Source organism: Paraburkholderia antibiotica (assembly GCF_012927125.1).
GTDB classification, from domain to species: Bacteria; Pseudomonadota; Gammaproteobacteria; order Burkholderiales; family Burkholderiaceae; genus Paraburkholderia; species Paraburkholderia antibiotica.
In genome coordinates, this window is sequence record NZ_JABBFZ010000004.1 from 156,295 (window position 1) to 179,966 (window position 23,672).

23 protein-coding genes are annotated in these 23,672 nt (G+C 64.6%); 12 read left to right on the forward strand and 11 right to left on the reverse strand.

The annotated features are described in order from the left end of the window. Positions 1-147: 147 nt before the first annotated feature. Complete coding sequence (locus HHL14_RS09775) at positions 148-1,338, forward strand: 4-hydroxybenzoate 3-monooxygenase (protein WP_169497399.1); 1,191 nt, start codon at positions 148-150, stop codon at positions 1,336-1,338. A gap of 41 nt (positions 1,339-1,379) precedes the next feature. Here the strand turns inward: HHL14_RS09775 and HHL14_RS09780 are convergent, their stop codons facing one another. Beyond that, positions 1,380-2,270 carry a helix-turn-helix domain-containing protein gene (locus HHL14_RS09780; RefSeq protein WP_169497400.1) on the reverse strand — a complete coding sequence of 297 codons (891 nt, stop codon included), beginning with the start codon at positions 2,268-2,270 and terminating at the stop codon, positions 1,380-1,382. A 180-nt stretch (positions 2,271-2,450) separates the two neighbouring features. On the opposite strand from HHL14_RS09780, the gene HHL14_RS09785 reads away from it, so the two are divergent. The 5 genes from HHL14_RS09785 to HHL14_RS09805 all read left to right on the forward strand — a co-directional run bounded on the left by HHL14_RS09785 (position 2,451) and on the right by HHL14_RS09805 (position 7,791). Further along, on the forward strand, positions 2,451-3,302 hold the full coding sequence (locus tag HHL14_RS09785; protein ID WP_169497401.1) for an SDR family NAD(P)-dependent oxidoreductase: 852 nt from the start codon (positions 2,451-2,453) through the stop codon (positions 3,300-3,302). A gap of 22 nt (positions 3,303-3,324) precedes the next feature. Next, positions 3,325-5,139, forward strand: a complete 1,815-nt coding sequence (locus HHL14_RS09790) for an FAD-dependent oxidoreductase (RefSeq protein WP_169497402.1) — start codon at positions 3,325-3,327, stop codon at positions 5,137-5,139. Beyond that, entirely contained in the window at positions 5,136-5,474 is a 339-nt protein-coding gene (locus HHL14_RS09795; protein WP_169497403.1) for an NIPSNAP family protein, read from the forward strand. The genes HHL14_RS09790 and HHL14_RS09795 overlap by 4 nt, the downstream gene beginning before the upstream one ends. Positions 5,475-5,499: 25 nt before the next feature. Further along, complete coding sequence (locus HHL14_RS09800; RefSeq protein WP_169497404.1) at positions 5,500-6,264, forward strand: SDR family NAD(P)-dependent oxidoreductase; 765 nt, start codon at positions 5,500-5,502, stop codon at positions 6,262-6,264. 102 nt (positions 6,265-6,366) lie between these two features. Next, on the forward strand, positions 6,367-7,791 hold the full coding sequence (locus HHL14_RS09805; RefSeq protein ID WP_169497405.1) for an MFS transporter: 1,425 nt from the start codon (positions 6,367-6,369) through the stop codon (positions 7,789-7,791). Positions 7,792-7,910: 119 nt separating this feature from the next. Here the strand turns inward: HHL14_RS09805 and HHL14_RS09810 are convergent, their stop codons facing one another. From HHL14_RS09810 to kduI, 6 genes are all read right to left on the reverse strand, one after another. Then, a complete protein-coding gene (locus HHL14_RS09810) occupies positions 7,911-8,159 on the reverse strand; it encodes a hypothetical protein (protein ID WP_169497406.1) in 249 nt (82 codons plus the stop codon). Between the two features lie 78 nt (positions 8,160-8,237). Continuing rightward, positions 8,238-8,606, reverse strand: coding sequence for a hypothetical protein (locus HHL14_RS09815; protein WP_169497407.1), 369 nt, complete (start codon positions 8,604-8,606; stop codon positions 8,238-8,240). A gap of 93 nt (positions 8,607-8,699) precedes the next feature. Next, complete coding sequence (locus HHL14_RS33535) at positions 8,700-8,834, reverse strand: hypothetical protein (RefSeq protein ID WP_268966589.1); 135 nt, start codon at positions 8,832-8,834, stop codon at positions 8,700-8,702. Positions 8,835-9,372: 538 nt separating this feature from the next. Continuing rightward, on the reverse strand, positions 9,373-10,272 hold the full coding sequence (gene kdgR / locus HHL14_RS09820; protein ID WP_169497408.1) for a DNA-binding transcriptional regulator KdgR: 900 nt from the start codon (positions 10,270-10,272) through the stop codon (positions 9,373-9,375). 102 nt (positions 10,273-10,374) lie between these two features. Next, positions 10,375-11,145: a 2-dehydro-3-deoxy-D-gluconate 5-dehydrogenase KduD gene (kduD, locus tag HHL14_RS09825; protein WP_169497409.1), complete on the reverse strand. Its 771-nt coding sequence runs from the start codon at positions 11,143-11,145 to the stop codon at positions 10,375-10,377. A gap of 29 nt (positions 11,146-11,174) precedes the next feature. After that, entirely contained in the window at positions 11,175-12,020 is an 846-nt protein-coding gene (gene kduI, locus HHL14_RS09830; protein WP_169497410.1) for a 5-dehydro-4-deoxy-D-glucuronate isomerase, read from the reverse strand. Positions 12,021-12,300: 280 nt separating this feature from the next. Between kduI and kdgT the strand changes: the two genes are divergently transcribed. Next, positions 12,301-13,320 (forward strand): 2-keto-3-deoxygluconate transporter, encoded by a 1,020-nt coding sequence (gene kdgT / locus HHL14_RS09835; protein ID WP_169497411.1) that lies wholly within the window; start codon positions 12,301-12,303, stop codon positions 13,318-13,320. Positions 13,321-13,497: 177 nt separating this feature from the next. Here kdgT and HHL14_RS09840 read toward each other — a convergent pair whose 3' ends face one another. Together HHL14_RS09840 and HHL14_RS09845 are read right to left on the reverse strand one after the other, a co-directional pair. After that, positions 13,498-14,124: a GNAT family N-acetyltransferase gene (locus HHL14_RS09840; protein ID WP_169497412.1), complete on the reverse strand. Its 627-nt coding sequence runs from the start codon at positions 14,122-14,124 to the stop codon at positions 13,498-13,500. Positions 14,125-14,256: 132 nt separating this feature from the next. Beyond that, positions 14,257-15,702, reverse strand: a complete 1,446-nt coding sequence (locus HHL14_RS09845) for an NAD-dependent succinate-semialdehyde dehydrogenase (RefSeq protein WP_169497413.1) — start codon at positions 15,700-15,702, stop codon at positions 14,257-14,259. A 355-nt stretch (positions 15,703-16,057) separates the two neighbouring features. Here HHL14_RS09845 and HHL14_RS09850 point away from each other — a divergent pair, with 355 nt between their 5' ends. The 4 genes from HHL14_RS09850 (at position 16,058) to HHL14_RS09870 (ending at position 20,689) form a co-directional block, all read left to right on the forward strand. Further along, the gene (locus tag HHL14_RS09850) at positions 16,058-16,261 is read left to right on the forward strand and encodes a cold-shock protein (RefSeq protein WP_169497414.1); all 204 of its coding nucleotides are present in this window, start codon (positions 16,058-16,060) and stop codon (positions 16,259-16,261) included. 417 nt (positions 16,262-16,678) lie between these two features. Continuing rightward, positions 16,679-18,100 (forward strand): hopanoid biosynthesis associated radical SAM protein HpnJ, encoded by a 1,422-nt coding sequence (gene hpnJ, locus HHL14_RS09855; protein ID WP_169497415.1) that lies wholly within the window; start codon positions 16,679-16,681, stop codon positions 18,098-18,100. Beyond that, a complete protein-coding gene (gene hpnI / locus HHL14_RS09860; protein ID WP_169497416.1) occupies positions 18,097-19,257 on the forward strand; it encodes a bacteriohopanetetrol glucosamine biosynthesis glycosyltransferase HpnI in 1,161 nt (386 codons plus the stop codon). Before hpnJ ends, hpnI begins: the two co-directional genes overlap by 4 nt. Positions 19,258-19,627: 370 nt before the next feature. Next, positions 19,628-20,689: a lysylphosphatidylglycerol synthase domain-containing protein gene (locus tag HHL14_RS09870; protein WP_169497418.1), complete on the forward strand. Its 1,062-nt coding sequence runs from the start codon at positions 19,628-19,630 to the stop codon at positions 20,687-20,689. A gap of 173 nt (positions 20,690-20,862) precedes the next feature. On the opposite strand, the gene HHL14_RS09875 is transcribed toward HHL14_RS09870, so the two are convergent. Further along, positions 20,863-22,266, reverse strand: a complete 1,404-nt coding sequence (locus HHL14_RS09875) for an ATP-binding protein (RefSeq protein ID WP_169497419.1) — start codon at positions 22,264-22,266, stop codon at positions 20,863-20,865. Continuing rightward, positions 22,263-22,922: a response regulator gene (locus HHL14_RS09880; protein WP_169497420.1), complete on the reverse strand. Its 660-nt coding sequence runs from the start codon at positions 22,920-22,922 to the stop codon at positions 22,263-22,265. Before HHL14_RS09880 ends, HHL14_RS09875 begins: the two co-directional genes overlap by 4 nt. Before the next feature lie 387 nt (positions 22,923-23,309). Here HHL14_RS09880 and HHL14_RS09885 point away from each other — a divergent pair, with 387 nt between their 5' ends. Then, complete coding sequence (locus HHL14_RS09885) at positions 23,310-23,660, forward strand: hypothetical protein (RefSeq protein WP_169497421.1); 351 nt, start codon at positions 23,310-23,312, stop codon at positions 23,658-23,660. The last annotated feature ends 12 nt before the right edge of the window (positions 23,661-23,672 follow it).

Genomic DNA, 23,672 nt, shown 5'->3' on the forward strand with positions numbered 1-23,672 from the left:
GGCTAATGCGCCACGCTCGGATTTGAGCTGGGTCAATCCCTTCTATCGCGCAACGCGATACGGCCTATCCGGCATATCGCGTTGCGCGATACCTGCACCGATCGTCACACTGAGCGCAAATCTCATCACTGCATTCAGGAGACATCGATGCGTACCCAAGTCGGCATTATCGGTGCAGGGCCTGCTGGCCTGCTTCTTTCCCACCTGCTTCATCTGCGCGGTATCGACTCGGTGGTGCTCGAAACGCGCACCCGCGAGCAGATCGAATCGACGATCCGCGCCGGCGTGCTCGAGCAGGGCACGATGGACCTGTTGACCGAAACCGGTCTTGGCGAGCGCATGAAAGCCGAAGGCGCGCTGCACCATGGCTTCGAACTCGCGTTCGAAGGTAAGCGCCGCCGCATCGATCTGACCGGCCTCACCGGTCATGCGATCACGGTCTACGCGCAGCACGAAGTGATCAAGGACCTTGTCGCGGCGCGCGTTGCGGCCGGCGCAGAACTGCGTTTCGGCGTGTCGGACACCTCGGTACATGGCATCGATACCGACAAGCCGTCGATCCGCTATCGCCACGAAGGCGCGGAGCATGAACTGCAATGCGACTTCGTGATCGGCTGCGACGGCTCGCAAGGCGTGTCGCGTCAGGCGATTCCGCAGGCACTGCGCAAGGACTTCGAACGGGTCTACCCATTCGGTTGGTTCGGTATCCTGTGCGAAGGCCCGCCGTCGTCGGACGAACTGATCTACGCGCGCCACGAGCGTGGCTTCGCGCTGATCAGCACGCGCTCGCCGAACGTGCAGCGTATGTACTTCCAGTGCGATCCGAAGGACTCGGTCGATAACTGGTCCGACGATCGCATCTGGGCGGAACTGCATGCACGTGCCGATTCGCATGATGGTCAGAAGATCATCGACGGCAAGATTTTCCAGAAGAACATTGTCGGCATGCGCAGCTTCGTATCGACGACGATGCAGCACGGTCGTCTGTTCCTCGCCGGCGACGCCGCGCACATCGTGCCGCCGACGGGCGCGAAGGGCATGAACCTCGCGGTCGCCGACGTGAACGTGCTGAGCCGCGCGCTCGACGCGTTCTACAAGGAAAACCGCACCGATCTGCTCGACCGTTACAGCGAAACGGCGCTCAAGCGCATCTGGCGCGCCGAGCACTTCTCGTACTGGATGACCAGCATGATGCATCGTATCGAAGGCGCATCGGCGTTCGAGCAGCAACTGCAAGTGGCTGAACTCGAGTACGTGACGACGTCGCGCACCGCAGCCACCGTCCTCGCGGAAAACTACGTCGGCATTTCCGGCGCGCAGATGCAGGCTCATCTGTAAGCGGCACCTCGTAACCTCTGCCGGCGCGACGCTCGGGATCGCTAATTAATCGACAGATCCCGATGCGCCGCCGCCTGAAATTCTGTCGGCGTGATGCCTGTCTGCTTGCGGAAATAGCGGCTGAAATAGGCCGAATCTTCGAAACCGAGCGCATGCGCGATCTGTTTGATACTCAAGCCCGAGTAGACCAGATCGCGTTGCGCCTCGCGTATCAGCTGATCATTGACGAGCGACAGCGGCGAATGGCCGAGTTCCTCGCGACAGATCCGGCCTAGCTGCGCCGCGGTCACCCCCAGTTTCTCCGCATAGAAATCGATCGGCCGATGCTCGCGCACGTGCGCGGCAATCAGTTCGCGTAACCGTTTGAGTTGCGCCGCGCGCCGGTCGTTGACCGTTGTGTTCGCGCTCGACGCGGCATCCGTCAAACGCGCGACTTGCACAAAAAGTGCAATCATTAGCGACATGCCGGCGGCGATATGGCCGCGCGCGCTCCCGCGAAATTCCTGCTCCAGCAAACCGAACAACGGCATCAACGTGTGCTCGCCAACCGTGGGCCGCACGGGGATGAGCGCGGGCCGTTGCAGCACCGGCAGCAAACCCGGCGACACGGCTTTCGAAATCGACTCCAGCGCCCGTTGCGCGGCGGTGATCACGAGCCCATCGATTTCCGGCGAAAACACGAAACCATGCACCGTTTGCGCGGGCAACAGGATCAGGCATGGGGCTTCGATCGCGAGCTTTTCGCTTTCGACCAGCACGTGACCGGTACCGCTACGGATATAGAGGATCTGCAGCAACGCATCGTGCCGGTGGGCGGCAATATGCCAATCGTTCGGACGGCTACGCTCGACAATCCACTCGAAGTTGAACGCGTCGTACCACGGTGGCCGCGCCGACTCTCCGTACAGGTCGTAGTTAGGGATATTCCTCATGCCGTTTTGTCTCCTATGTTCGGATTGTCCTGCGATGCGCTGCCTTTGTCCAATTTCCGCCTGAGCTGCGTGGCTATACTTTTTTCCATCACAGGCGCGGTCGATTAGCGCGGCTCGTCGTGCTGCACGGCAAGCTCGTTCGCCGCGATAACAGTCATGGAGATTCGGAGGACTAAGCAAATGATTCAGCAGAAAGATCAGCGCGAAGCCGGCGCCGATACGCGGCACTGGCTCGGGCTCGCCGGCAAGGTCTGCGTCGTCAGCGGCGCGGCGGGTGGCATCGGCAGTGCGATTGCGCAGGTGCTCGGCGCGGCGGGCGCGCGCGTCGCGCTGCTCGACCGCGATGAGGAAAAGTGCCGGGCGGTCGCGCAGGCGCTGAACGCGAATGGCGTCGAGGCGCTCGCGTTGGCTTGCGACATCGGCGATATCGATAGCGTGCGCGGCGCGGTTGCGGATGTCGAGGCGCAACTGGGCGCTGCCGACGTGCTGGTCAACAACGCGGGGCTGTTGCGTCCGGGCGGCATCGAAGAGATCGGTCTCGACGCATGGAACGCGATGCTGCGCGTGAACCTGACCGGCTACATGCTGTGCTCGCAGCAATTCGGTCAGGCGATGCTCAAGCGCGGCACGGGTGCGCTCGTGCATGTGGCCTCGGTGGCCGCGCATCATCCGCAGACCTATAGCGGCGCATACAGCGCGGGCAAGGCCGGCGTGCTGCTGCTGTCGAAGCAGATCGCGGCGGAGTGGGGCGCGCGTGGTATTCGCAGCAATGCGGTGTGCCCAGGCATGATCCGCACGCCGCTGTCGGCTGCCTTCTATGAGCACGGCGACATCGAACGGCGCCGCAGCGCGATGACCGCGAGCCGCCGCATCGGCGAGCCGAACGATATCGCCGACGTCGTCGCGTTTCTGGCGAGCGAGCGTGCCGCGTATGTGAACGGCACGGAAATCACCGTCGACGGCGGCTTCGAAAGCATGCTGATGGACCTCGTGCCGCGTCCCGGCTTCGAGGCCTCTCAAGCTCCCCGCTAAGCCCTCACGCAAGGACACCGTCATGACTCATACAACTGGCGCAACCAGCGCAACCGGCAGAACAGGCGGCACGACGCTCACCTGCGACGTGCTCGTCATCGGCTCGGGCGCGGGCGGCCTGTCGACCGCGATCACCGCGCGCAAGCACGGCCTCGATGTCATCGTGATCGAGAAGGAGCCGCTATTCGGCGGCACGACCGCATTTTCTGGCGGGGTGCTGTGGATTCCCGGCAACCATCACGCGAAAAACAATGGCGTGCGCGATACGCGCGAAGCGGCGCTGACCTATATGCGTAACGAAGCCGGCGCGTTCTTCGACGCGGCCGCCGTCGATGCGTTTCTCGACACCGGCCCCGAGATGCTCGATTTCTTCGAGCGGGAAACCACGGTCAAATTCGTGTCGACGCTGTACCCCGACTATCACCCGAACGTGGGCGGCGGCGTCGACGTGGGCCGCTCGGTGGTGGCCGCGCCGTTCGATGCGCGTGCGCTCGGCAAGGACATCGCGCGTCTGCGTCCGCCGCTGAAAACGATCACGTTCATCGGCATGATGTTCAACTCGTCGAACGCGGACCTGAAGCACTTTTTCAACGCGACGCGTTCGCTCAAATCCGCGCTGTATGTCGCAAAGCGGCTCGCGAGTCATCTGAAGGACCTCGCGTTGTACCGGCGCGGCGTGCAGATCACGAGCGGCAATGCGCTCGCCGCGCGGCTCGCGAAATCCGTGCTCGACCTCGGCATTCCGATTTACACGAACACCGCCGCGCGTGAATTGAGCGTCGTCGGCTCGCGTGTGAGCGGCGCGCTCGTCGACGGACCGAATGGCGACATGCGCATCGTCGCGCGACGCGGCGTCGTGCTCGCGTGCGGCGGCTTTTCGCATGACGTTGCACGGATCGCCCGCGCTTATCCGCATGTGCAGCGCGGCGGCGAACACGTGTCGCCGGTGCCGCGCGGCAATACCGGCGACGGCGTCGGCATGGCCGAACGGCTCGGCGCGCGCGTGGCGATTCGCTATCCGCAACCCGCCGCGTGGATGCCGGTGTCGCGCGTGCCGATGCGCGACGGCAGCGTTGGCGTGTTTCCGCATCTGGTCGATCGCTACAAGCCGGGCGTGATCGGCGTGACGCGTGCCGGTAAGCGCTTTACCAACGAGGCGAATTCGTATCACGACGTCGGCGCGGCAATGATCGACGCCTGCGCGAACGAGCGCGAAACCGCGATGTGGCTGATCTGCGATCACGCGACGATCCGCAAATACGGGCTCGGTTATGCGAAGCCCGCACCGGTGCCGCTCGGTCCGCTGCTGCGCAACGGCTATCTGAGCAAGGGCAATACGCTGGCCGAACTCGCGCGCCATGCGGGCCTCGACGGCGCCGCGCTCGAAACGACCGTGAAGCGCTACAACGCCGATGCAGCGCACGGTGAAGACCGCGAGTTCGGCCGCGGCACGACGTCGTTCAACCGCTATCTCGCCGACCCCGAGCACAAGCCGAATCCATGCGTCGCGCCGATCGGCGACGGTCCGTACTACGCGCTGAAGGTCGAGATGGGCGACCTCGGCACCTTCGACGGCATCTCGACGAAGGTAACCGGCGAAGTGCTCGACGACGCGGGCACGCCGATCGACGGTCTGTACGCGGTCGGCAACGATCGGGCGAGCGTGATGGGCGGCAACTATCCGGGCGCGGGCATCACGCTCGGGCCGATCATGACGTTCGGCTATATCACCGGCCGACATCTCGCCGGCGTGAACGTCAGTAAAACGAACTATCCGGAGAGCGCGGACACCACGGACGCCGCCGCATCCGCAACCGTATTGAGGACCGGCACATGAGCCAGGGCAAACCTTTCGTCGACCATCGCATCTATACGATCCGCCCGCGCGGCATGGCGGAATTCATCGACGTCTTCGACCGGCTGGCGATGCCGATCCAGTTGAAGTACCTCGGCGCACCGGTCGGCTTCTATATGAGCGACATCGGCGCGTTGAATCAGGTCGTGCATCTGTGGGGCTACGAGAGCATCGCCGATTACGACCAGCGCCGCACCGCGCGCGATGCCGATCCGGAGTGGCCTGCCTATCTGCAAGCCTCCGCGCATCTGATCGTCGCGCAGGAGAGCCGCATCATCAAACGCGTCGACTTCAGGACGCTGGCGATGCTGCGCTAGCGGCGCGGCAGAGGAGGAGACGGACATGAGCGAACCGACGCAACCCGTCGCCATCGTCACCGGCGGCGTGAATGGAATCGGCTGGGCGTGCGCGCGGCGTTTCGCGCAGGACGGCTATCACGTGGTGATCGCCGATCTCGATCTACAGCGCGCCACCGAGCGGGCCCGCGAACTGGGCGACGCGCACCTCGGCGTGAGCACCGACGTGGCCAGCGAAGCCGACGTGCGCGCGCTGATCGATGCATGCGTCGAACGTTATGGACGGCTCGACGTACTCGTCAACAACGCCGGCAACAGCGATCAACCGTATCCGACCGTCGAGCAGAACGTCGAGGCGTTCGATCGCCTGCTCGACGTCCACCTGCGCGGCACGTTCGTCGCATGTCGTGAAGCGGGCCGCGTGATGCTCGCGCAAGGGTGTGGAGCGATCGTCAATCTCGGTTCGATCGCGGGACTCGCTGGCATTCCGACGCGCAACGCGTATGGCGCGGCGAAAGCGGGCATCGTCGCGATGACGCGCTCGCTTGCCTGCGAGTGGGCAAGCGACGGCATTCGCGTGAATGCGGTGGCGCCCGGCTATGTCGCGACCGAACTCGTCGAAACGCTCCAACGCAACGGCCAGATGAACGTGCAGTCGATCGAGAAGCGTACGCCGATGGGCCGTCTCGCGCGTCCCGACGAAATCGCCCATGCCATCGCGTTTCTCGCGTCTGACGCGGCGAGCTATATCACCGGCACGGTGCTCAGCGTCGATGGCGGCTGGCACGCGTTCGGCGCGGCGACCAGCTAGCGCGGAAGCCGTATGCCGTACGCCATCCAGGCGGCGGCATCCGCATTTTAGATAGCAATCCGAATAATAAAAAATACCTCGTTATTTCAAGGAGACATCGCAATGGAAAAGCTTCAACGCGGCGGGGCCCCAGTGCCACGCCAATCCGATGCCGAGCGCCAGGTGGACGTGCAGGCCTTTATCGACGCCCAGCGCTTTTCGCCGTTTCAATGGACGATTCTCGTGCTCTGCTTTCTGGTCGTCGCCGCCGATGGTTTCGATACCGCGGCGGTCGGCTTTATCGCGCCGTCGCTGGTCCAGCAGTGGGGCGTGGCGCGCAGCGCGCTCGGGCCCGTGATGAGCGCGGCGCTGGTCGGGCTCGGTATCGGCGCGCTGGCCGCCGGTCCGTGCGCGGATCGGCTCGGACGCAAGACGGTGCTGGTGTTGTCGGTATTCTTTTTCGGCCTGTGGAGTCTCGCGGCGGCTCGTGCAAGTTCGATCGAATCGCTGACCGTGCTGCGCTTTTTCACCGGGCTCGGTCTCGGCGCGGCGATGCCGAACGCGGTCACGCTGATGTCCGAATACGCGCCTGCCCGCATTCGCGCGGTCGCGGTTAACGCGATGTTCTGCGGTTTTTCGGGCGGCCTTGCGATCGGCGGGCTCGCTTCCGCATGGCTGATTCCGCAGTTCGGCTGGCCGAGCGTGCTGGTCGCGGGCGGCGTCGGGCCGATCGTGCTGACCGTGCTGCTGATTCTGCTGCTGCCCGAATCGGCGCAATTCCTCGCAGTGCGCAAGCAGGCCGACCGACGCATCGCGCGGATCCTGCAGCGGATCGCACCGGATAGCCGTCTCGACGGTTGCCGTTTCTTTGCGCAAGACGTGCGCAGCCAGGCCGGCGACACACGCGCGCAATGGGCGCTCGCGATCATCCTGTCGACGCGCTACCGCTTCGGCACGCTGATGCTGTGGCTCGCGTATTTCATGGGGCTGCTGATCTACTACCTGCTGACCAACTGGCTGCCGACGCTATTCAAGGACACCGGCTTCTCGGGCGAAAAGGCCGCGTTGATGACCTCGCTGTTTCCGCTTGGCGGCATCCTCGGCAATCTGTGCGTCGGTTGGGTGATGGACCGCTTCGCCGGGCATCGCGTGATCGCGTTCACCTATGTGCTGGTCGGCGCACTCGTGTTGCTGGTCGGGCAGGGCGTCGGCCATCAGATCTGGCTCGGCACGCTGATCTTCCTGACCGGCACGGTGGCGACCAGCGCGGTCACGTCGATGTCGGCGCTCGCGGCGAGCTTCTACCCGACCCGCGCACGGGCCACCGGTGTGGCGTGGATGCTGGGGATTGGCCGGGTTGGTGGGGTGGCCGGCGCACTCGTCGGTGCCGCGTTGATGGGCCTCGGCTGGCAGTTCGGCGCGGTGTTCAGTCTGCTGGCTGTGCCGGCTGTGATCGCGGCGGGCGGCATCGTGTTGATGAGGCGGCGGGGGCCGCTCGCGGAAGAGGCATCGGTCGATGAAGCCGTCGGTGCTGTCGCGATCGATTGAGCACGCGCTGCGTTGTCGTGCCGGGTAAAGTGCGAGCGCATTAAAGCGCATGAACAAGCGGGTAAATGTGCCGCAAGTCTCTGTACCGCGAGTCTCGCGAAAAAATTTCGCCCGAAAACTCAGCTCGTGCGAAGCAGCGCCAGCTCGTTGTGCAGCAGCGCGATCAGGTCGTCGTCGCTGGGACGCGTGCCCCAGTGGCGCGCGCCGGCGACTGAGGCGATCGCCATCCACGAATGCGGCGGAAACCATTCGCGTAGCAGCGTGCCGTCCTGGCGCAGACACAGTTGCCCGGTCTGCTCGCTGTATTCGGCGCAGATCAGCGCACCGTCGACCTGTGCGGTGACTCGTCTCGGATCGTTGCGGACCACGTCGTCGCTCCTGTCGAAGAGTTGGCGCGAAGGCCAACGCGACATGGCGGCGTCAGCGCGACGCCGCCATGTCGTTCATCAATGGTCGTGATCGCCGCGGTCGCCATGATCGCGGCCGTGCCAGCCGTTGTCATGACGGTCGCCATGCGGGCCGCGCGCGTCGCGCCATTCGGGATGGCGGCGCTCCCAGTCGTGACGTTCCCAATAGCGATGACCGTCGTAGTAGCGATCGCCGTACCAGCCCGGCGTGATCACGACGGCGGCCGGGGGCGGCGGTGCATACACCGGCGCGGGCTGCACATAAACCGGCGGGGGCGGAGCCTCGACCACGGCGGGTACGCCGATATTCACGCCGACGTCGACGTGCGCGAAAGCGGCCGACGATGCGCCGATCGCGAGGCCGGCGGCGAGCGTCAACTGAATCCAGCGGTTGCGTGATTGACTCATGATGGTTCTCTGTATCGTTGTATGTGAGGAGAAGCGGCTGGCGCGCTATGCCTTCATCGCGCGCGGTCTGAACCGCGCGCTCAGGCGATGCGCTTAGTAATGGTCGCGGTCGTGATCGTGCTCGTAGTGATGGTCGTGACCATGAGGACCATCGGGGACCACGATGCAGCCGCTCAATGCGCCGCCGAGCGTAGCGGCAAGAATGGCCAGTGCGAAAATTTTCTTCATGACGTTGCTCCCTGGGTGTCGGTATCGCCGACATTCAATTGGTTTCGTGTAAAGCGTTTCGTACGAATCGCTCGGGTTGAACCGAACTCTACTGAGCGGCGCGATTACTGGTGTGTTTGTGTGTAACAGGACGTGTCGATCCACGCGCGCCGCAGTCGAAGCGTGCGCGTGCGACGATCCCGATGGAAAAAGTGTGCGGTCGACCTGTCGAAATGACAGATGATTGTTAGAGGGTCCGGCAAACCCTTGAGGGCGTTATGAAAAAATTCGGCGTCGACACGATGCGATGTGGGTCGATCGAGAGACGCGGCGCTGCGTTGGCTGCTGAAAAAGGCGGCGAATGGGCTTTCGCTGCTGATGTATCGCGCGGATACATTCAGTTGCAGACTAGGCGTGAGCCGCTCGCGCGCTCACGTGGGCATGATCGTAAAGACGCTTTAAATATAGTTTGACGTGCCGCGACATCAGCGTCTCTTAAGCTTCGATCATGTCGGCAACACGCAGCGCGTGAATGGGGTGCAGGTGTAATCGACCACGCTCACTGTGCCGCCGCGGGCTCCGCTGCGATGGCTTCGCGATAACCGAGCCGCGTCGAAATCGCGAGGCCCGCCTGCTTGAGCAGCGCGACGTAGTGCGACTTCGTATCGGCGCCGCAGCGCATCGTCGGAAACGAAATCGACAAGCCGGCGATCACGCGCTCGAAGCGGTCGAACACCGGCACCGCGATACATTGCAGGCCTTCTTCCTGTTCCTCGTTGTCTTCGCCATAACCCTGTTCGCGCACGCGCGGCAGAATACTCAACACTGCTTCGGCGCAGGTCAGGGTCTTTTGCGTCGAGCGACGGAATTCGATGTGCGACAGCACCTCGTGCGCGTCGGCGGGCTCCATCCACGCGAGCAGCACCTTGCCGATCGCGGTGCTATGCAGCGGATTGCGCCGGCCGATGCGCGACTGCATGCGCAGCCCGTAGTCGGCGTCGATCTTGTGGATGTAGATGATCGCGTCGTCGTCGAATGCGCCGAGGTGGACCGCTTCGCGCGTCATCTGGCCGATGCGGCGCATCTCGATGTCGGCTTCGCGCACGAGGTCGACGCTTTCGAGCGCTTTCGCACCGAGTTCGAACAGACGGATCGTCAGCCGGTAGCGCTCGGTTTCGACTTCCTGCGTCACGTAGCCGAGCGCCTTCAAGGTTTGAATCACGCGATGCACAGTGGTCTTCGACATGCCGAGCCGTTGCGACAACTCGCTGATGCCGATCTGCCCGCTATCGCCGATCGCGCCGAGAATCGCAAAAACCCGCCCGATCGACGACGCCGATTCGCCGCGCTCGGCGCCGTCGGTATCGAGCGCGGGGGTGTCGGCTGCATTCTTGCGCGGGTTTCGTGCACCCGTTTGCGCCGTGTTTTTCGGTGTTGCTTTTGCCGCCATGTCCGTCATTCCCTGTCTGTACCCACTCGCGCCGTCGATCGAAAGCACCGGCGCGAGAGCATAGCGCGTTGTGCGAACGCTGGCGACGAATCCGTCCGACGCGTGGCCAGCCTAGCGCGCGAGCCAGCCGCCATCCACCGCCAGTGTATGCCCATGCACGTAGTCCGATGCCGACGACGCCAGAAAAACCACCGGCCCGGCCAGATCGTCGGGCACGCCCCAGCGGCCGGCCGGAATGCGGCCGAGAATCTCGTCGTTGCGCTGCGCGTCGTCGCGCAACGCGGCGGTGTTCGCGGTCGCCATATAGCCCGGTGCGATCGCGTTCACGTTGATGCGCTGCGCCGCCCATTCGTTCGCGAGCAGCCGCGTGAGGCCGAGCACGCCGCTTTTCGACGCGGTGTACGAGGCGACGCGAATGCCGCCCTGGAACGACAGCATCGACGCGACGTTGATGATCTTGCCGCCGTCGCCCTGGCGCACGAACTGCCGTGCGGTCGCTTGCGACAGAAAGAACAGGCTCTTCAGATTGACGTCCATCACCGCGTCCCACGCGTCTTCGCTGAACGTCAGCGCGTCGTCGCGCTGGATGATGCCTGCGTTGTTGACCAGCACGTCGACACGGCCGAACGCTTCGAGCGCCGCATGCACGATGTCGTCGACGGGTGCGATCGACGACAGATCCGCGCGCACGTCGGCGAAGCGGCGTCCGAGCGCTTTGACGCGCGCGGCGGTGTCGCCCGCATAGGCGCGGCTCACGCCGACGATGTCGCAACCGGCCGCGGCGAGCGCGACCGCCATGCCGGCGCCGAGACCGGTGTTGCTGCCGGTGACGATGGCGACCTTGCCGGTCAGATCGAAAGTGTTCAAGGTGGTCGAGCTCATGTCGTACCCGGTAAAGCGTCGCGACGCGCTCAGCGCAGCTCGCGGACCGCGAGATGATCCATGTCGCCGAACACCTGGTTCTCGCCGACCATGCCCCAGATGAACGTGTATGCGCGCGTGCCGACGCCCGAGTGAATCGACCAGCTCGGCGAGATCACCGCCTGCTCGTTGCGCACCACGATGTGCCGCGTTTCGTGCGGCTCGCCCATCAGATGAAAGACCGCGGCATCGTCGGCGAGGTCGAAATAGAAATACACCTCCATGCGGCGCTCGTGCGTGTGGCACGGCATCGTGTTCCACAGGCTGCCGGGTTCGAGCCGGGTCATGCCCATCGACAGCTGACAGGTCGGCAGCACGTCGGGCACGATGAACTTGTGGATCGTGCGGCGGTTGCCGGTGGCCGGATCGCCGAGCGTTTCGGGCGACGCCTCGGCCAGCGAGATCGTGCGGGTCGGATAAGCGGTGTGCGCGGGCGCGCAGTTCAGATAGAACTTCGCGGCGCGGGTGGCGTCGGTGGTATCGGCGCTGCCGAACGTGACCGACTGCGTGCCCTTGCCGATATAGATCGCCTCTTCGTGACGCACCGTGTAGCGCGTGCCGTCGACCTCGACCCAGCCGTCACCGCCGATATTGATCGCGCCCAGTTCGCGCCGCTCCAGCAGATAGCCGACGCCGATTGATTTGCCGAGCGCGCTGGGCACCTCGACCGCGCGCCCGACCGGCCACACCCCACCCACGATGATGCGGTCGATGTGGCTATAGGTGAGCTTCAGCGCATCGCGCTCGAAAATCTGCTCGACCAGAAACTCGCGGCGCAAGCCGGTCGTGTCGAGCGTTTTCGCGTATTCGCTGTTGCAGGCCTGTCTCACTTCCATGCGGGGTCTCCGGTCGCTCGGCGCTCGCCGTGTGCCCGAAACTGTAACGCAGGAATTCGCATTTCGGAACGTCGGTCCGAAAATATTGCTGTGCGGTATCAAGCCAGATAAGGCTTACAGTTCGTAACGGGTAAACGATAGGACGACGGGAAGCAATAAAACGGAACGACGTTCCTTTTATGATGCTATATTGCGCCGAACAGGGAGAGCTCGGCGCAGAACGGGACATCACCCCGGGTAATCCACCCGTCAACGGGACGTGACAGTCCATGGAGGAGGCATGAAGATCAAGAAGGCCATCGACCGCATTCCTGGTGGTCTGATGCTGGTGCCGCTATTGCTCGGTGCCTGTGTGCACACGTTCGCGCCGGGCGCGGGCAAGTATTTCGGCTCGTTCACCAACGGCCTGATCACCGGCACGGTGCCGATCCTCGCGGTGTGGTTCTTCTGCATGGGCGCGACGATTGATCTGCGCGCGACCGGCACCGTGCTGCGCAAATCGGGCACGCTGCTGGCCACCAAGATGCTGGTCGCGTGGATCGTCACGCTGATCGCGGCGCGCTTCATTCCGGTCGACGGCATCAAGACCGGGCTGTTCGCCGGGCTGTCGATCCTCGCGATCACGACCTCGATGGACATGACCAACGGCGGTCTGTATGCGGCCGTGATGCAGCAATACGGCACCAAGGAGGAGGCGGGCGCGTTCGTGCTGATGTCGGTCGAATCGGGGCCGCTGATCAGCATGCTCATTCTCGGCGCGACCGGCGTCGCGTTCTTCGAGCCGCGGCTGTTCGTCGGCGCGGTGCTACCGTTTCTGATCGGCTTTGCGCTGGGCAACTTCGATAGCGAGCTGCGCGATCTGTTCGGCCGCTGCGTGCATCCGCTGATTCCGTTTTTCGGCTTTGCGCTCGGCAACGGCATCGATCTGAACGTGATCGTCACGAGCGGGTTGCCGGGCGTCGTGCTCGGGCTCGGCGTGATCGTCGTGACCGGCGTGCCGCTGATTCTCGCCGATCGCTGGATCGCCGGCGGCAACGGTGCGGCGGGGCTGGCGGCGTCGTCGACGGCGGGCGCCGCGGTCGCGAATCCGGCGATCATCGCCGACATGATCCCGAGCTTCAAACCGTTGGTGCCGGCCGCGACCGCGATGGTGGCGACCGCGTGTCTGGTGACCGCGATCCTCGTGCCGATCCTGACCGCGCTGTGGGTGCGCCGGCATCATGCGCGCGATGCGCTGCGCGAAGAGTTCGCGGTGGCGACGCAGACCGCACCGATGAACGAGCGGGATGCGCACGTTTGATGGGGTGATGGGGGGGAGAGAAGGCCGGTTCCGCGCGTGAGGGCGGCCCGGCTTGTTGATGGGCTTGCCGCGAAGGTGACGTGATGTGTTCGGCGGGCGGGTGGCTCGCCGATTCGCGGGCCGCTCGCGACAGATTGTGATGCGCGCCTGAGCCGCCTGAGCCGCCCGTGCGTCCTCTCAGCCCGCCAGCTTCGCCTCAAGCATCGCCTTCACCGCCGGCCATTCGTCGTCGATGATGCTAAAGCGCACCGAGTTGCGCTTGCGTCCGTCCGGCATGATCCGCTCGTGCCGGACCACGCCTTCCTGTTGCGCGCCGATACGCAGGATCGCCGCGCGCGAGCGGTCGTTGAGTTCGTCGGTGGTGAACTGCACGCGCACGCAGTGCATTGCGTCGAACGCGTGGCACAGCAGCACATACTTCGCCTCGGTGTTCACGGCCGAGCGCTGCGCCGACGCCGCGAGCCACGTGTGGCCGATTTCGAGCTTGCGATTCGCGCGATCGATCTTCCAGAACCGCGTACTGCCGACGATCCGTCCGCAGCCCGCGTCGTTAGCGTTGACGTTGTTATCGCGCCGCACGATCACGAACGGCATCACGGTGCCGGCCGCGCGGCCCGCGAGCGCGGTAGCGATATAGGCATCGACGGTCGATGCGTCCGGCACCACGGTCAGCTTCATGTCCCACAACTGCCCGTCGGCGGCGGCCGCGACGAGCGCCGGTGCGTGTTCTTCGCGCAGCGGCTGCAGTTCGACGTGCGTGCCGCTCAGTGTCGGCTGCATCGATTCGGCGGAAATAGTGTGCATGGCAATAAAAAAGGTCCGCGAGATTTGGGGCTCGCGGACCTGGCAGATCGATGAAAAACGGTTATCGGCCACAGATCGGCCACCGCGCGAATGACGCGCCTGCGTCACCCGCGCCGCGGCCGATGCGCTTTCTTAAACCGCCATCACCGTGACGGCCTTCGTCACGAGGTAGGCTTCCATCGCTTCCGGACCGCCTTCCGAGCCGTAGCCGGAGTCCTTGACGCCGCCGAACGGCATTTCCGGCGTCGGCGTGGCGGGCTGGTTGATCCACAGCATGCCGACTTCCATCTGCTGCGACAGCAGATGCACATTGGCGAACGACTTCGTGTACGCGTAGCCGGCCAGACCGTACGGCAGACGGTTCGCTTCGGCGATTGCCTCTTCGAGCTTGTCGAAGCCGCGGATCGCCGCGATCGGGCCGAACGGCTCGTTGTTGAACACGTCCGCTTCGAGCGGCACGTCGGTCAGCACGGTGGCCGCGAAGAAGTTGCCTTCCGAGCCGACGCGCTCGCCACCCGTCGCGACCTTCGCGCCGGTCTTGCGAGCGTCTTCGACGACCTTGGCCATCGCGGTCAGACGGCGCGCGTTGGCGAGCGGCCCGAGCGTGGTGCCTTCGGCGAGACCGTCGCCGAGCTTCAGGCTTTCGGCATGCTTGACGAGCGCCGTGGCAAATTCTTCACGGATGCTGTTGTGCACGAGGAAACGCGTCGGCGAAATGCAGACCTGGCCTGCGTTGCGGAACTTCGCGGCGCCGGCTGCCTTGACGGCGAGCGCGACGTCGGCGTCTTCCGCGACGATCACCGGTGCGTGGCCGCCGAGTTCCATCGTCGCGCGCTTCATGTGCGAGCCGGCGAGGGCCGCGAGCTGCTTGCCGACCGGCGTCGAGCCGGTGAACGTGACCTTGCGGATCACCGGATGCGGGATCAGGTAGCTCGAGATTTCAGCCGGATCGCCGAACACGAGGCCGACCGTGCCGGCCGGCACGCCGGCTTCGACGAACGCCTGCAGCAGCGCGGCGGGCGAGGCCGGGGTTTCTTCCGGCGCCTTGACGAGGAACGAGCAGCCGCAGGCGAGCGCCGCCGACAGCTTGCGCACGACCTGGTTGACCGGGAAGTTCCACGGCGTGAACGCCGCGACCGGGCCGATCGGCTCCTTGAGCACCTGCGACTGCTGCGCGAGGTTGCGCGACGGCACGATCCGGCCGTACACGCGGCGGCCTTCGTCCGCGAACCATTCGATGATGTCGGCCGCGGCCAGCACTTCGACGCGCGCTTCGGCGAACGGCTTGCCCTGTTCCTGCGTCATCAGGCGGCCGATGTCGGCGGCACGCTCGCGCACCAGCGCGGCGGCCTTGCGCATGATGGTGGCGCGCTCGTTGGCCGGCACCTTGCGCCAGGCTTCGAAGCCGCGCTGCGCGGCGTCGAGCGCGCGGTCCAGATCGGCGATGCCGGCATGCGCGACCTTGCCGATGGCCTGGCCGGTCGCGGGGTTGATCACGTCGAGAGTCTTGCCGCTGGCGGCGTCGCACCATTCGCCGTTGATCAGAAGTCGGGTATCGGTGTAGCTCGAGATGGCCATACTGGTTCCTTGCTGATTCCTGTAAGTGGGAAAAACAAACAGGCCGCGCGGTCGTGAAGCGGGGGCGACAGACCTGCGCGGCCGTGAATGAACTGCCGATACCAATTATCTTATCTGATTGCGGCGCATCGTACCGAACGCGGGTCGTCGGGCGGGGCGCGGCACGCCGCTTGCTCGGTGCCTGGCACGGTCCGGCCTCGCGGCCCGGGCCGGGCGCCGGCCGACATCGGGCAGTAGACAACGCGCGGCGCTTCGTGTTTCATGCTTCATGTATTCAACCTTCATGTATTCAACCTTCATGTATTCAACCTTCATGTATTCAACCACTTAACCCACGCATCACGAGGACATCGACATGCCAACCGGAACAGTGAAATGGTTCAACGACGCGAAAGGCTTCGGCTTCATCACTCCCGATGACGGCGGCGAAGACCTGTTCGCCCATTTTTCGGAGATTCGCGCCGACGGCTTCAAGTCGTTGCAGGAAAACCAGAAGGTCAGCTTCGAAATCAAGCAAGGCCCGAAGGGCAAACAGGCGGCCGACATCAAACCCGTGTGAGGTCAAACCCGCGTCAGGTCGCGCAACGCGACCTGAAAGCCGTAGTGCGGGATCGTAGGAACATCGTCTGAAGTGGGACGCCGCCGCTGCCGGGATCGAACGCAAGGCGGCGTCATGCTCGCGGGCACACTGTGATATCCCGGCATACCACATCGATGCGACATGAGTAACCGACTCGAAAGATCGCAACAAATCGGCTTATTCGGGCATGCCGCTCGCCGCCCTAACGCAGTATTATCTTCAGGTTTCCTTCAGCTTTGCTCCGTACTATTTGCGCCACTGCCCGTGGCCATTCAGGACCGCGGCCGCCGTCACGTGCGCGTCGTGTGCAGGCTCTGGCGGCCGGCGCACGGGCAATGGATCAGATAGATTCCCGACGTAAAACCGAAAGCGCCGAAAAGGTTTGCTGGAGCATCCATGAAAACCCTGTTCTTGCAGGCGCCGTCCTACGACGGCTTCGATGGTGGCGCGGGTTCGCGCTATCAGGCCAAGCGTGAAGTGCGTTCGTTCTGGTATCCGACATGGCTCGCACAACCCGCCGCACTCGTTCCCGATAGCCGTGTGCTCGACGCGACCGCGGACGGCCTGTCGGTCGAAGCCGCGCTCGACATCGCCACGCAATACGATCTGGTGGTGATCCACACCAGCACCCCGTCTTTCCCGACCGACGCGTTGTTCGCCGAAGACCTCAAGAAGCGCAAGCCGTCGTTGCTGGTCGGCATGGTCGGCGCGAAGGTCGCGGTCGATCCGCATAATTCGCTCGTCGCGACCCAGGCGATCGACTTCGTGTGCCGCGAAGAATTCGATTACACCTGCAAGGAAATCGCCGAAGGCAAGCCGTTCGCGCAGATCCTCGGCTTGAGCTATCGCGCGCCCGACGGTTCGATTGAGCACAACGAAGCGCGCCCGATCCTCGAAAACATGGACGAGCTGCCGTTCGTCGCGCCGATCTACAAGCGCGACCTGACCATCAAGAACTATTTCAACGGCTATCTGAAGCACCCGTACGTGTCGCTGTATACGGGTCGCGGCTGCCGTTCGAAATGCACGTTCTGCCTGTGGCCGCAAACGGTCGGCGGGCATCGCTACCGGGTGCGCTCGGTCGAGAACGTGCTCGAGGAAGTGAAGTGGATTCGCGACAACATGCCCGAAGTCAAGGAGATCATGTTCGACGATGACACCTTCACTGACTTCAAGCCGCGAGCCGAGGAAATCGCGCGAGGCATGGGCAAGCTGGGCGTCACGTGGTCGTGCAACGCGAAGGCGAACGTACCTTACTCGACGCTGAAGATCATGCGGGAAAACGGCCTGCGCCTGCTGCTGGTCGGCTACGAATCCGGCGACGATCAGATCCTGCTGAACGTCAAGAAGGGCCTGCGCACGGACATCGCGCGGCGCTTCGCGCAGGACTGCCGCAAACTCGGCATCAAGGTTCACGGCACCTTCATTCTGGGCCTGCCGGGCGAGACGCCGGAAACGATCCAGAAGACCATCGAGTACGCGAAAGAGATCAATCCGCTGACGATCCAGGTGTCGCTCGCCGCGCCGTATCCCGGCACCACGCTGTACAACCAGGCGGTCGAGAACGGCTGGCTCGCGGAGAACAAGGTCATCAATCTTGTCAGCAAGGAAGGCGTGCAGCTGGCGGCGATCGGTTATCCGCATCTGTCGCGCGACGAGATGTATCACCAGCTCGAAAACTTCTATAAGCGTTTCTATTTCCGGCCGTCGAAGATCTGGGAGATCCTGCGCGAAATGCTGACGAGCTGGGACATGATGAAACGACGCCTGCGCGAAGGCGTCGAATTCTTCCGCTTCCTGCGCGCACACGAGGCGTGAACGCCGCACACGTCGCCGCCGTCACGCTCGCGTATGCGTGCGCGGCGGCGGCCGTTGTCGGCATCGGCTATACCGTGCTCGCGAGCGTGCTGATCGGGCGTTTCTTCTCGAGGGCGGGGGCCGAACCCAGCAGTTTTCCACCCGTCACCATCGTCAAGCCGTTGCACGGCAACGAGTGGGCGTTGCTCGACAATCTGTCGAGCTTCTGCAGGCAGGACTATCCAGCGCCCGTGCAATTTCTGTTCGGCGTTCACGATTCGGCCGACCCGGCGCTGCAGGCCGTCGAGGAACTGCGTCTGCTGCATCCGGACGCCGACATGACGGTAGTCGCCGACGCGCGCCTGTACGGCCCGAACCGCAAGATCAGCAATATCCTCAACATGCTGCCGCAGGCGCGCCACGACATGCTGGTGTTCGCCGACAGCGACGTGAGCGTCGGCCCCGACTATCTGCGCAACGTGATCGGTACGTTGCAGAAGCCGGGCGTCGGGCTCGTCACCTGCGCGTATCGCGGCCAGCCCGATCCGGGTTTCTGGCCACGCCTGTCGGCGATCGCGACCAACTACCAGTTCCTGCCGGGCGTCGTCACGGGGCTCGCGCTCGGGCTCGCGCGGCCGTGCTTCGGCCAGACCATCGCGATGCGGCGCGACACCTACGAGCGGATCGGCGGCTTCGACCCGTTTGCGCGTCACCTGGCCGAGGACCATGCAATCGGCGAAGCGGTGCGCGCGATCGGCGAGGAAGTCGCGATTCCGTCGTTCGCGATCGCGCATGCGTGCGTCGAAGCGAGCGCGACGCAGCTGGTCGCGCACGAACTGCGCTGGAGCCGCACGATTCGCCGTATCGATCCGCTCGGCCATTTCGGCTCGGCGCTCGTGCATCCGTTCGCGTTCGCGCTGCTGGCGCTCGCGTTTTCGGGGGCTGCGCCGTGGACGTGGCCGCTCGTGCTGATCGCGATGGTCGCGCGGCTCACGCTGAAGTGGCGCACCGATCGCGCGTTGCGCCAGCACTGTCGCGACCTGTGGCTGCTACCGATATGGGATATCGTATCGTTTGCGATTTTCGTCGCGAGCTTCCGCTCGTCGCGGGTGATCTGGCGGGGCTTCAGCTTCAAGGTCGACGGCGATGGACTGCTGTCGGCCGTACAGGACGAATGACGAACGAACGGCGGATTGGGCGGGCAATGAACGAAGAGGTCGGCAACGGGCCGTGGCCGCAGCCGTGGCGAGGCGGGCGGCTGGCAGCGGCGTGGCGGGCAGTGCGCGCGGCGACGCGTAGGGCGGCGTGGGTGCCGCTGCGGCGCGCGGCGGTATCGGTTGCAATAGAGGCCGCGATAAAGGCTGCAATAAAGGCCGAACGAAACGCGCCTCAAAAGTCGATGCTTGATGCGGTACATGCGATGGCACATACGGTGGCGTACACAATGGCGCATACGCTAGTGCACACCGCGGCGCAATCGATGGCGCAAAAGGGCGCAGCTGTTGCGCTCCATTTCGCGCCGGGCCACGAAGCATACGAGGTGCCCGCATGATGAAGCACCTCGGCCGTGCAGCCGCGCTCGTGGGTTTGCTGGTGTCGCTCTGGCTCGTATGGCGCGAGGATCCGGGCGCGGTGTTCGGCGCGTTGCGCGCGGCCGGCGCCGGGCTCGTGCTGGCCGCGCTCGCGCACGTGCTGCCGATGCTCGCCAACGCCTGCGACTGGCGCTCGCTGATTCGCGGCGCGAACCGGCCGAGCGTCGGCAAGATGCTGCATCTGGTATGGGTGCGCGAATCGGTCAACTGCATGCTGCCGGTCGCGCGCATCGGCGGTGAGCTGGTGTCGTTCCGCATGCTCAAACGCTGGGGCGTGCGGTCATCGACGGCGGTGGGCAGCATCATCGTCGACATGCAGCTGACCGTCATCAGCCAGCTGATGTTCACGATGGTGGGCATCGGCTTTCTGTTCGCGCATGCGCAATCGGGCGCGCTGCGGCTCGCCAGTCAGCTCGCATGGGGCATCGTCGTGCTGACGCCGTTGCTGCTGCTGTTCGCGCTCGTCCAGCATGCGAACCCGTTCGAGCGCATCACGCGCGCGCTCAACCGCATGACGAGCGGCAAGCTCGCGACGCTCGTCGGACAGTCCGCGCAGATCGATCAGTCGATCAAGGTGATCTGGCGGCGCCGCGCGGTGATACTGCGCTATCTGTTCTTCTGGCAGCCGCTGCAATGCTTCCTGACCTCGCTCGAAATCTGGCTCGCGCTGTATTTTCTCGGCGCGCGCGTGACGCTCGTCGAGGCGGTCGTGATCGAATCGCTGATTCAGGCGATCAGCAGCGCGGCGTTCTTCGTGCCGGGCGGGCTGGGGGTGCAGGAGGGCGCGTTTATTCTGATCGGCGGTGCGTTGGGGCTGGATCCCGCCACCTGTCTCGCGCTCGCCGCCGCGCGGCGCATTCGCGATCTGCTGATGTTCGTGCCGGGGCTGATTGCGTGGCAGTTTTTCGAGTCGTCCGGTGGCGCGGGCACACCCGCGACACCGCCGCGCGTGCGCGCCGAACTGGCCGGGCAGCGCTCGGGCGTGGCTGACGCGCAGGGGCACCGCGAGCGGCACTGATGCTTTCGGTTGACGCTTTCGACTGATGCTTGCGAAGGGCGACCGGTTTGTCCGTTCGCCGCTTACGTCATGCCACGCTTCGCCATTCACGCCGCGCGCGGTGGTCCGCGGTGTGATCCACCGAGTGATCCGCATTCTTCCCGCCACGCCGAGCAACGACCTCCCCAGTGCCTTCAGCGCGCCGGCCCATACGCCGGAAACGACACCCTGACCGCGAGCCCGCGCTCGCCGATACCCGCGCCGAGCTGCACGTTCGCGCCGAAATGCGCGGCGATCCGCTCGACGATCGATAAGCCCAGTCCACTACCCGTCGCCTGATTGCCTGTTGCGCGGAAAAAGCGGTTCGTCAGACGCGCGAGATCGTCGGGCTCGACGCCCGGGCCGTCGTCGCGCACGCTCACGTGCACCTGCCCGTCCGCCTGACGCACCGACACTTCGACGTTGCCGCCCGCGCGTCCGTACTTGATCGCGTTATCGAGCAGATTGTCGAGCAGGATGCCGATCAGCACCGGCTCGGCGTCGATCTCGGCGAGCATGTCGCCGATCAGCATCACGCTCACATGTTTCTGCTGCGCGTTGCGCTCGTTCGCGAGCAGCGCGGTCTTCGCGATCGCCGCCGGCTTCAGCGGCTCGGTCGGCACTTTCTCCTGCACGTCGAGCCGCGCGAGCAGCAGCAGTTGCTCCGCGAGCCGCGCGCTGCGATCGACACCCTGCACGACGCGCTCCATCGCGAGCCGCTGCAGCGCGATGTCCGGCTCGGCGAGCGCGACCTGCGCCTGCACCTTGATCGCGGCGAGCGGCGTTTTCAGTTCGTGCGCGGCATCGGCGGTAAATGCACGCTCGCGTTCGAGCGAACGATGCAGGCGCGCGAGCATCTGATTGATCGCATCGACGAGCGGCCACACCTCGATCGGCGTGCGGCCGATGCCGATCGGCTCCATCCGGTTGATGTCGCGCGAACGGATTGCGGCCGACAGCACCTGCAGCGGCGCGAGACTCCAGCCGATGCTGAACCATACGAGAACCGCCAGCACCGGCAGCGCGATCAGCGTCGGCCGCGCGATGCGGCGCGCGACGCCGCTCACCAGATCGCTGCGCGTATTGGCCGGCTCGAACACGCGCACGCTATGGCCGAGCGTGCTGTTGCGCAGCGTGAACGAGTGATACATCTGGCCGCCCAGCATGATGTCCTGCGTGCCGCTCGTGGCCGGCAGCGGCAGATCCCATGCCATGAGCGCGTGCAGTTGCGGGCTGCCCGCCAGAACCTGACCGTTGGCGGCGAGCACCTGGAAGAGGGCGTCGCGCGGCAGGGTGTCGTCGTCGTCGAGATCGTTCGCGCCGGGGTCGCCGCCTTTTTCTTCTTCGCGCACGTCGATGCGCGCGTTGGCGAGCGTGGTCAGATTCGGCTGATCGAGCAGCGCGAGGATCTGCGCGAGCTCCGCGAGCCGCGCTTCTTCCCATTCGCCGACTTCGCGCGTCGCCTGCCGGTAGCTGGTGACGAGCGCGACGCCCCACACGAGCGCGATACTCGCGAGCACGAGCAGCGCGAGGCGCCGACGAATCGACGGTCCCATCATTCCTTCTCCATCACATAGCCGATATTGCGCACGGTCTTGATCAGCCCCGCGCCGAGCTTCTTGCGCAGATTCGACACGTGTACCTCGATCGCATTGCTTTCGATTTCTTCCTGCCAGCCGTACAGGCTTTCCTCGAGTCGCGAGCGCGACTGCGGAATGCCGAGGTTGGTCAGCAATTGCAGCAGGATCGCCCATTCGCGCGACGTGAGTGGCACGCGGTTTGCATCGACCTGCACCGTTTGCGCGGCCGGATTCACTGTCAGATTCTGGTAACGAATCAGATCGATACTGCGTCCTTGTGCGCGGCGTAACAGCGCGCGGCAACGCGCGACCAGCTCGGTGAGATCGAACGGTTTGCCGAGGTAGTCGTCGGCGCCGGCTTCGAGACCGTCGACGCGATCGGCGACCGTGCCCTTCGCGGTCAGCACGAGCACCGGCACGTGGTTGTCGGCGTCGCGCCAGCGCGTGAGCAGTTCCGTACCGCTCACGCGCGGCAGACCGAGATCGAGCACGACCAACGCGTATTGCGTGGTGTCGAGTGCCAGGCCGGCCTTATGGCCGTCGCGGGCCCAGTCGACCGTGAAGCCGGCCTGCCGCAGGCCCGCTTCGACACCGCAGCCGATCAGCTCGTCGTCTTCTACGAGGAGTACACGCATGAGGCAAAGATTCCATTGGGTAGTTTTATTGCATAACGTACCGCGTATTTATTCAAGCGGCGGTTCATGCACGCCTGTGCGCAACCGGACGTGCCCGGCAAGTTTAACCACGCCGTTCGTTAGCCGCTTCATACCTTGCGGTTGCTTAAGGTTTCCTTCAGCTTGAATCGATACTATCGACGCGCTATCAATGGTCGTCGCAGGGTGTGATGTGCGCGCGAGACCATAGCATCGTCGGATCGTCGCAATCCGATCGTAAGGACTTCGATGGATCGATGCGGCAGACATCATTATGCCGATCGATGTCGTCTGCAGGCGACACCAGCGAGTTCTCCGCCCATGACGTCGCGCATCCGTCAGCTCACGGGACCACGCGAGAGGCACGTTATGAAGCCAGTCATCATCGACATGCTGCGAGCCCATCTGCTGATCGCCTCTCTCACGGCCGTTGGCGTCGAGGTGGTGTTATGTCTCGCGCTGCCGGTGCTGCCGGTTCCCGAGGCGTTTTTCGATTCCACTTCGTTCCGGCTGTTCGCGCTGGCGGTGATCGTCGGCGGTGTGGCGGTAGCGCGCGAATTCGCGCAGGATGCTTTTTACTCCGCGCTGCAACGCGATTTCGTTACACCGGCTGGCGTCGGCAATGCGTCGGTCGCGCTCGCGCCCGATTGTCCGCGGCGCTGGCTCGTCGTGCTACATCTGCGTCTGACAGGGCGACCGTTCGTGCTGGCCGGGCACTGACGGATTCGGACA

Coding starts and splice junctions, on each gene's coding strand:
- HHL14_RS09775 (WP_169497399.1), top strand. CDS start 148: ATGCGTACCCAAGTCGGCATTATCGGTGCAGGGCCTGCTGGCCTGCTT.
- HHL14_RS09780 (WP_169497400.1), bottom strand. CDS start 2,270: ATGAGGAATATCCCTAACTACGACCTGTACGGAGAGTCGGCGCGGCCA.
- HHL14_RS09785 (WP_169497401.1), top strand. CDS start 2,451: ATGATTCAGCAGAAAGATCAGCGCGAAGCCGGCGCCGATACGCGGCAC.
- HHL14_RS09790 (WP_169497402.1), top strand. CDS start 3,325: ATGACTCATACAACTGGCGCAACCAGCGCAACCGGCAGAACAGGCGGC.
- HHL14_RS09795 (WP_169497403.1), top strand. CDS start 5,136: ATGAGCCAGGGCAAACCTTTCGTCGACCATCGCATCTATACGATCCGC.
- HHL14_RS09800 (WP_169497404.1), top strand. CDS start 5,500: ATGAGCGAACCGACGCAACCCGTCGCCATCGTCACCGGCGGCGTGAAT.
- HHL14_RS09805 (WP_169497405.1), top strand. CDS start 6,367: ATGGAAAAGCTTCAACGCGGCGGGGCCCCAGTGCCACGCCAATCCGAT.
- HHL14_RS09815 (WP_169497407.1), bottom strand. CDS start 8,606: ATGAGTCAATCACGCAACCGCTGGATTCAGTTGACGCTCGCCGCCGGC.
- HHL14_RS33535 (WP_268966589.1), bottom strand. CDS start 8,834: ATGAAGAAAATTTTCGCACTGGCCATTCTTGCCGCTACGCTCGGCGGC.
- kdgR (WP_169497408.1), bottom strand. CDS start 10,272: ATGACGGACATGGCGGCAAAAGCAACACCGAAAAACACGGCGCAAACG.
- kduD (WP_169497409.1), bottom strand. CDS start 11,145: ATGAGCTCGACCACCTTGAACACTTTCGATCTGACCGGCAAGGTCGCC.
- kduI (WP_169497410.1), bottom strand. CDS start 12,020: ATGGAAGTGAGACAGGCCTGCAACAGCGAATACGCGAAAACGCTCGAC.
- kdgT (WP_169497411.1), top strand. CDS start 12,301: ATGAAGATCAAGAAGGCCATCGACCGCATTCCTGGTGGTCTGATGCTG.
- HHL14_RS09840 (WP_169497412.1), bottom strand. CDS start 14,124: ATGCACACTATTTCCGCCGAATCGATGCAGCCGACACTGAGCGGCACG.
- HHL14_RS09845 (WP_169497413.1), bottom strand. CDS start 15,702: ATGGCCATCTCGAGCTACACCGATACCCGACTTCTGATCAACGGCGAA.
- HHL14_RS09850 (WP_169497414.1), top strand. CDS start 16,058: ATGCCAACCGGAACAGTGAAATGGTTCAACGACGCGAAAGGCTTCGGC.
- hpnJ (WP_169497415.1), top strand. CDS start 16,679: ATGAAAACCCTGTTCTTGCAGGCGCCGTCCTACGACGGCTTCGATGGT.
- HHL14_RS09870 (WP_169497418.1), top strand. CDS start 19,628: ATGATGAAGCACCTCGGCCGTGCAGCCGCGCTCGTGGGTTTGCTGGTG.
- HHL14_RS09875 (WP_169497419.1), bottom strand. CDS start 22,266: ATGATGGGACCGTCGATTCGTCGGCGCCTCGCGCTGCTCGTGCTCGCG.
- HHL14_RS09880 (WP_169497420.1), bottom strand. CDS start 22,922: ATGCGTGTACTCCTCGTAGAAGACGACGAGCTGATCGGCTGCGGTGTC.
- HHL14_RS09885 (WP_169497421.1), top strand. CDS start 23,310: ATGAAGCCAGTCATCATCGACATGCTGCGAGCCCATCTGCTGATCGCC.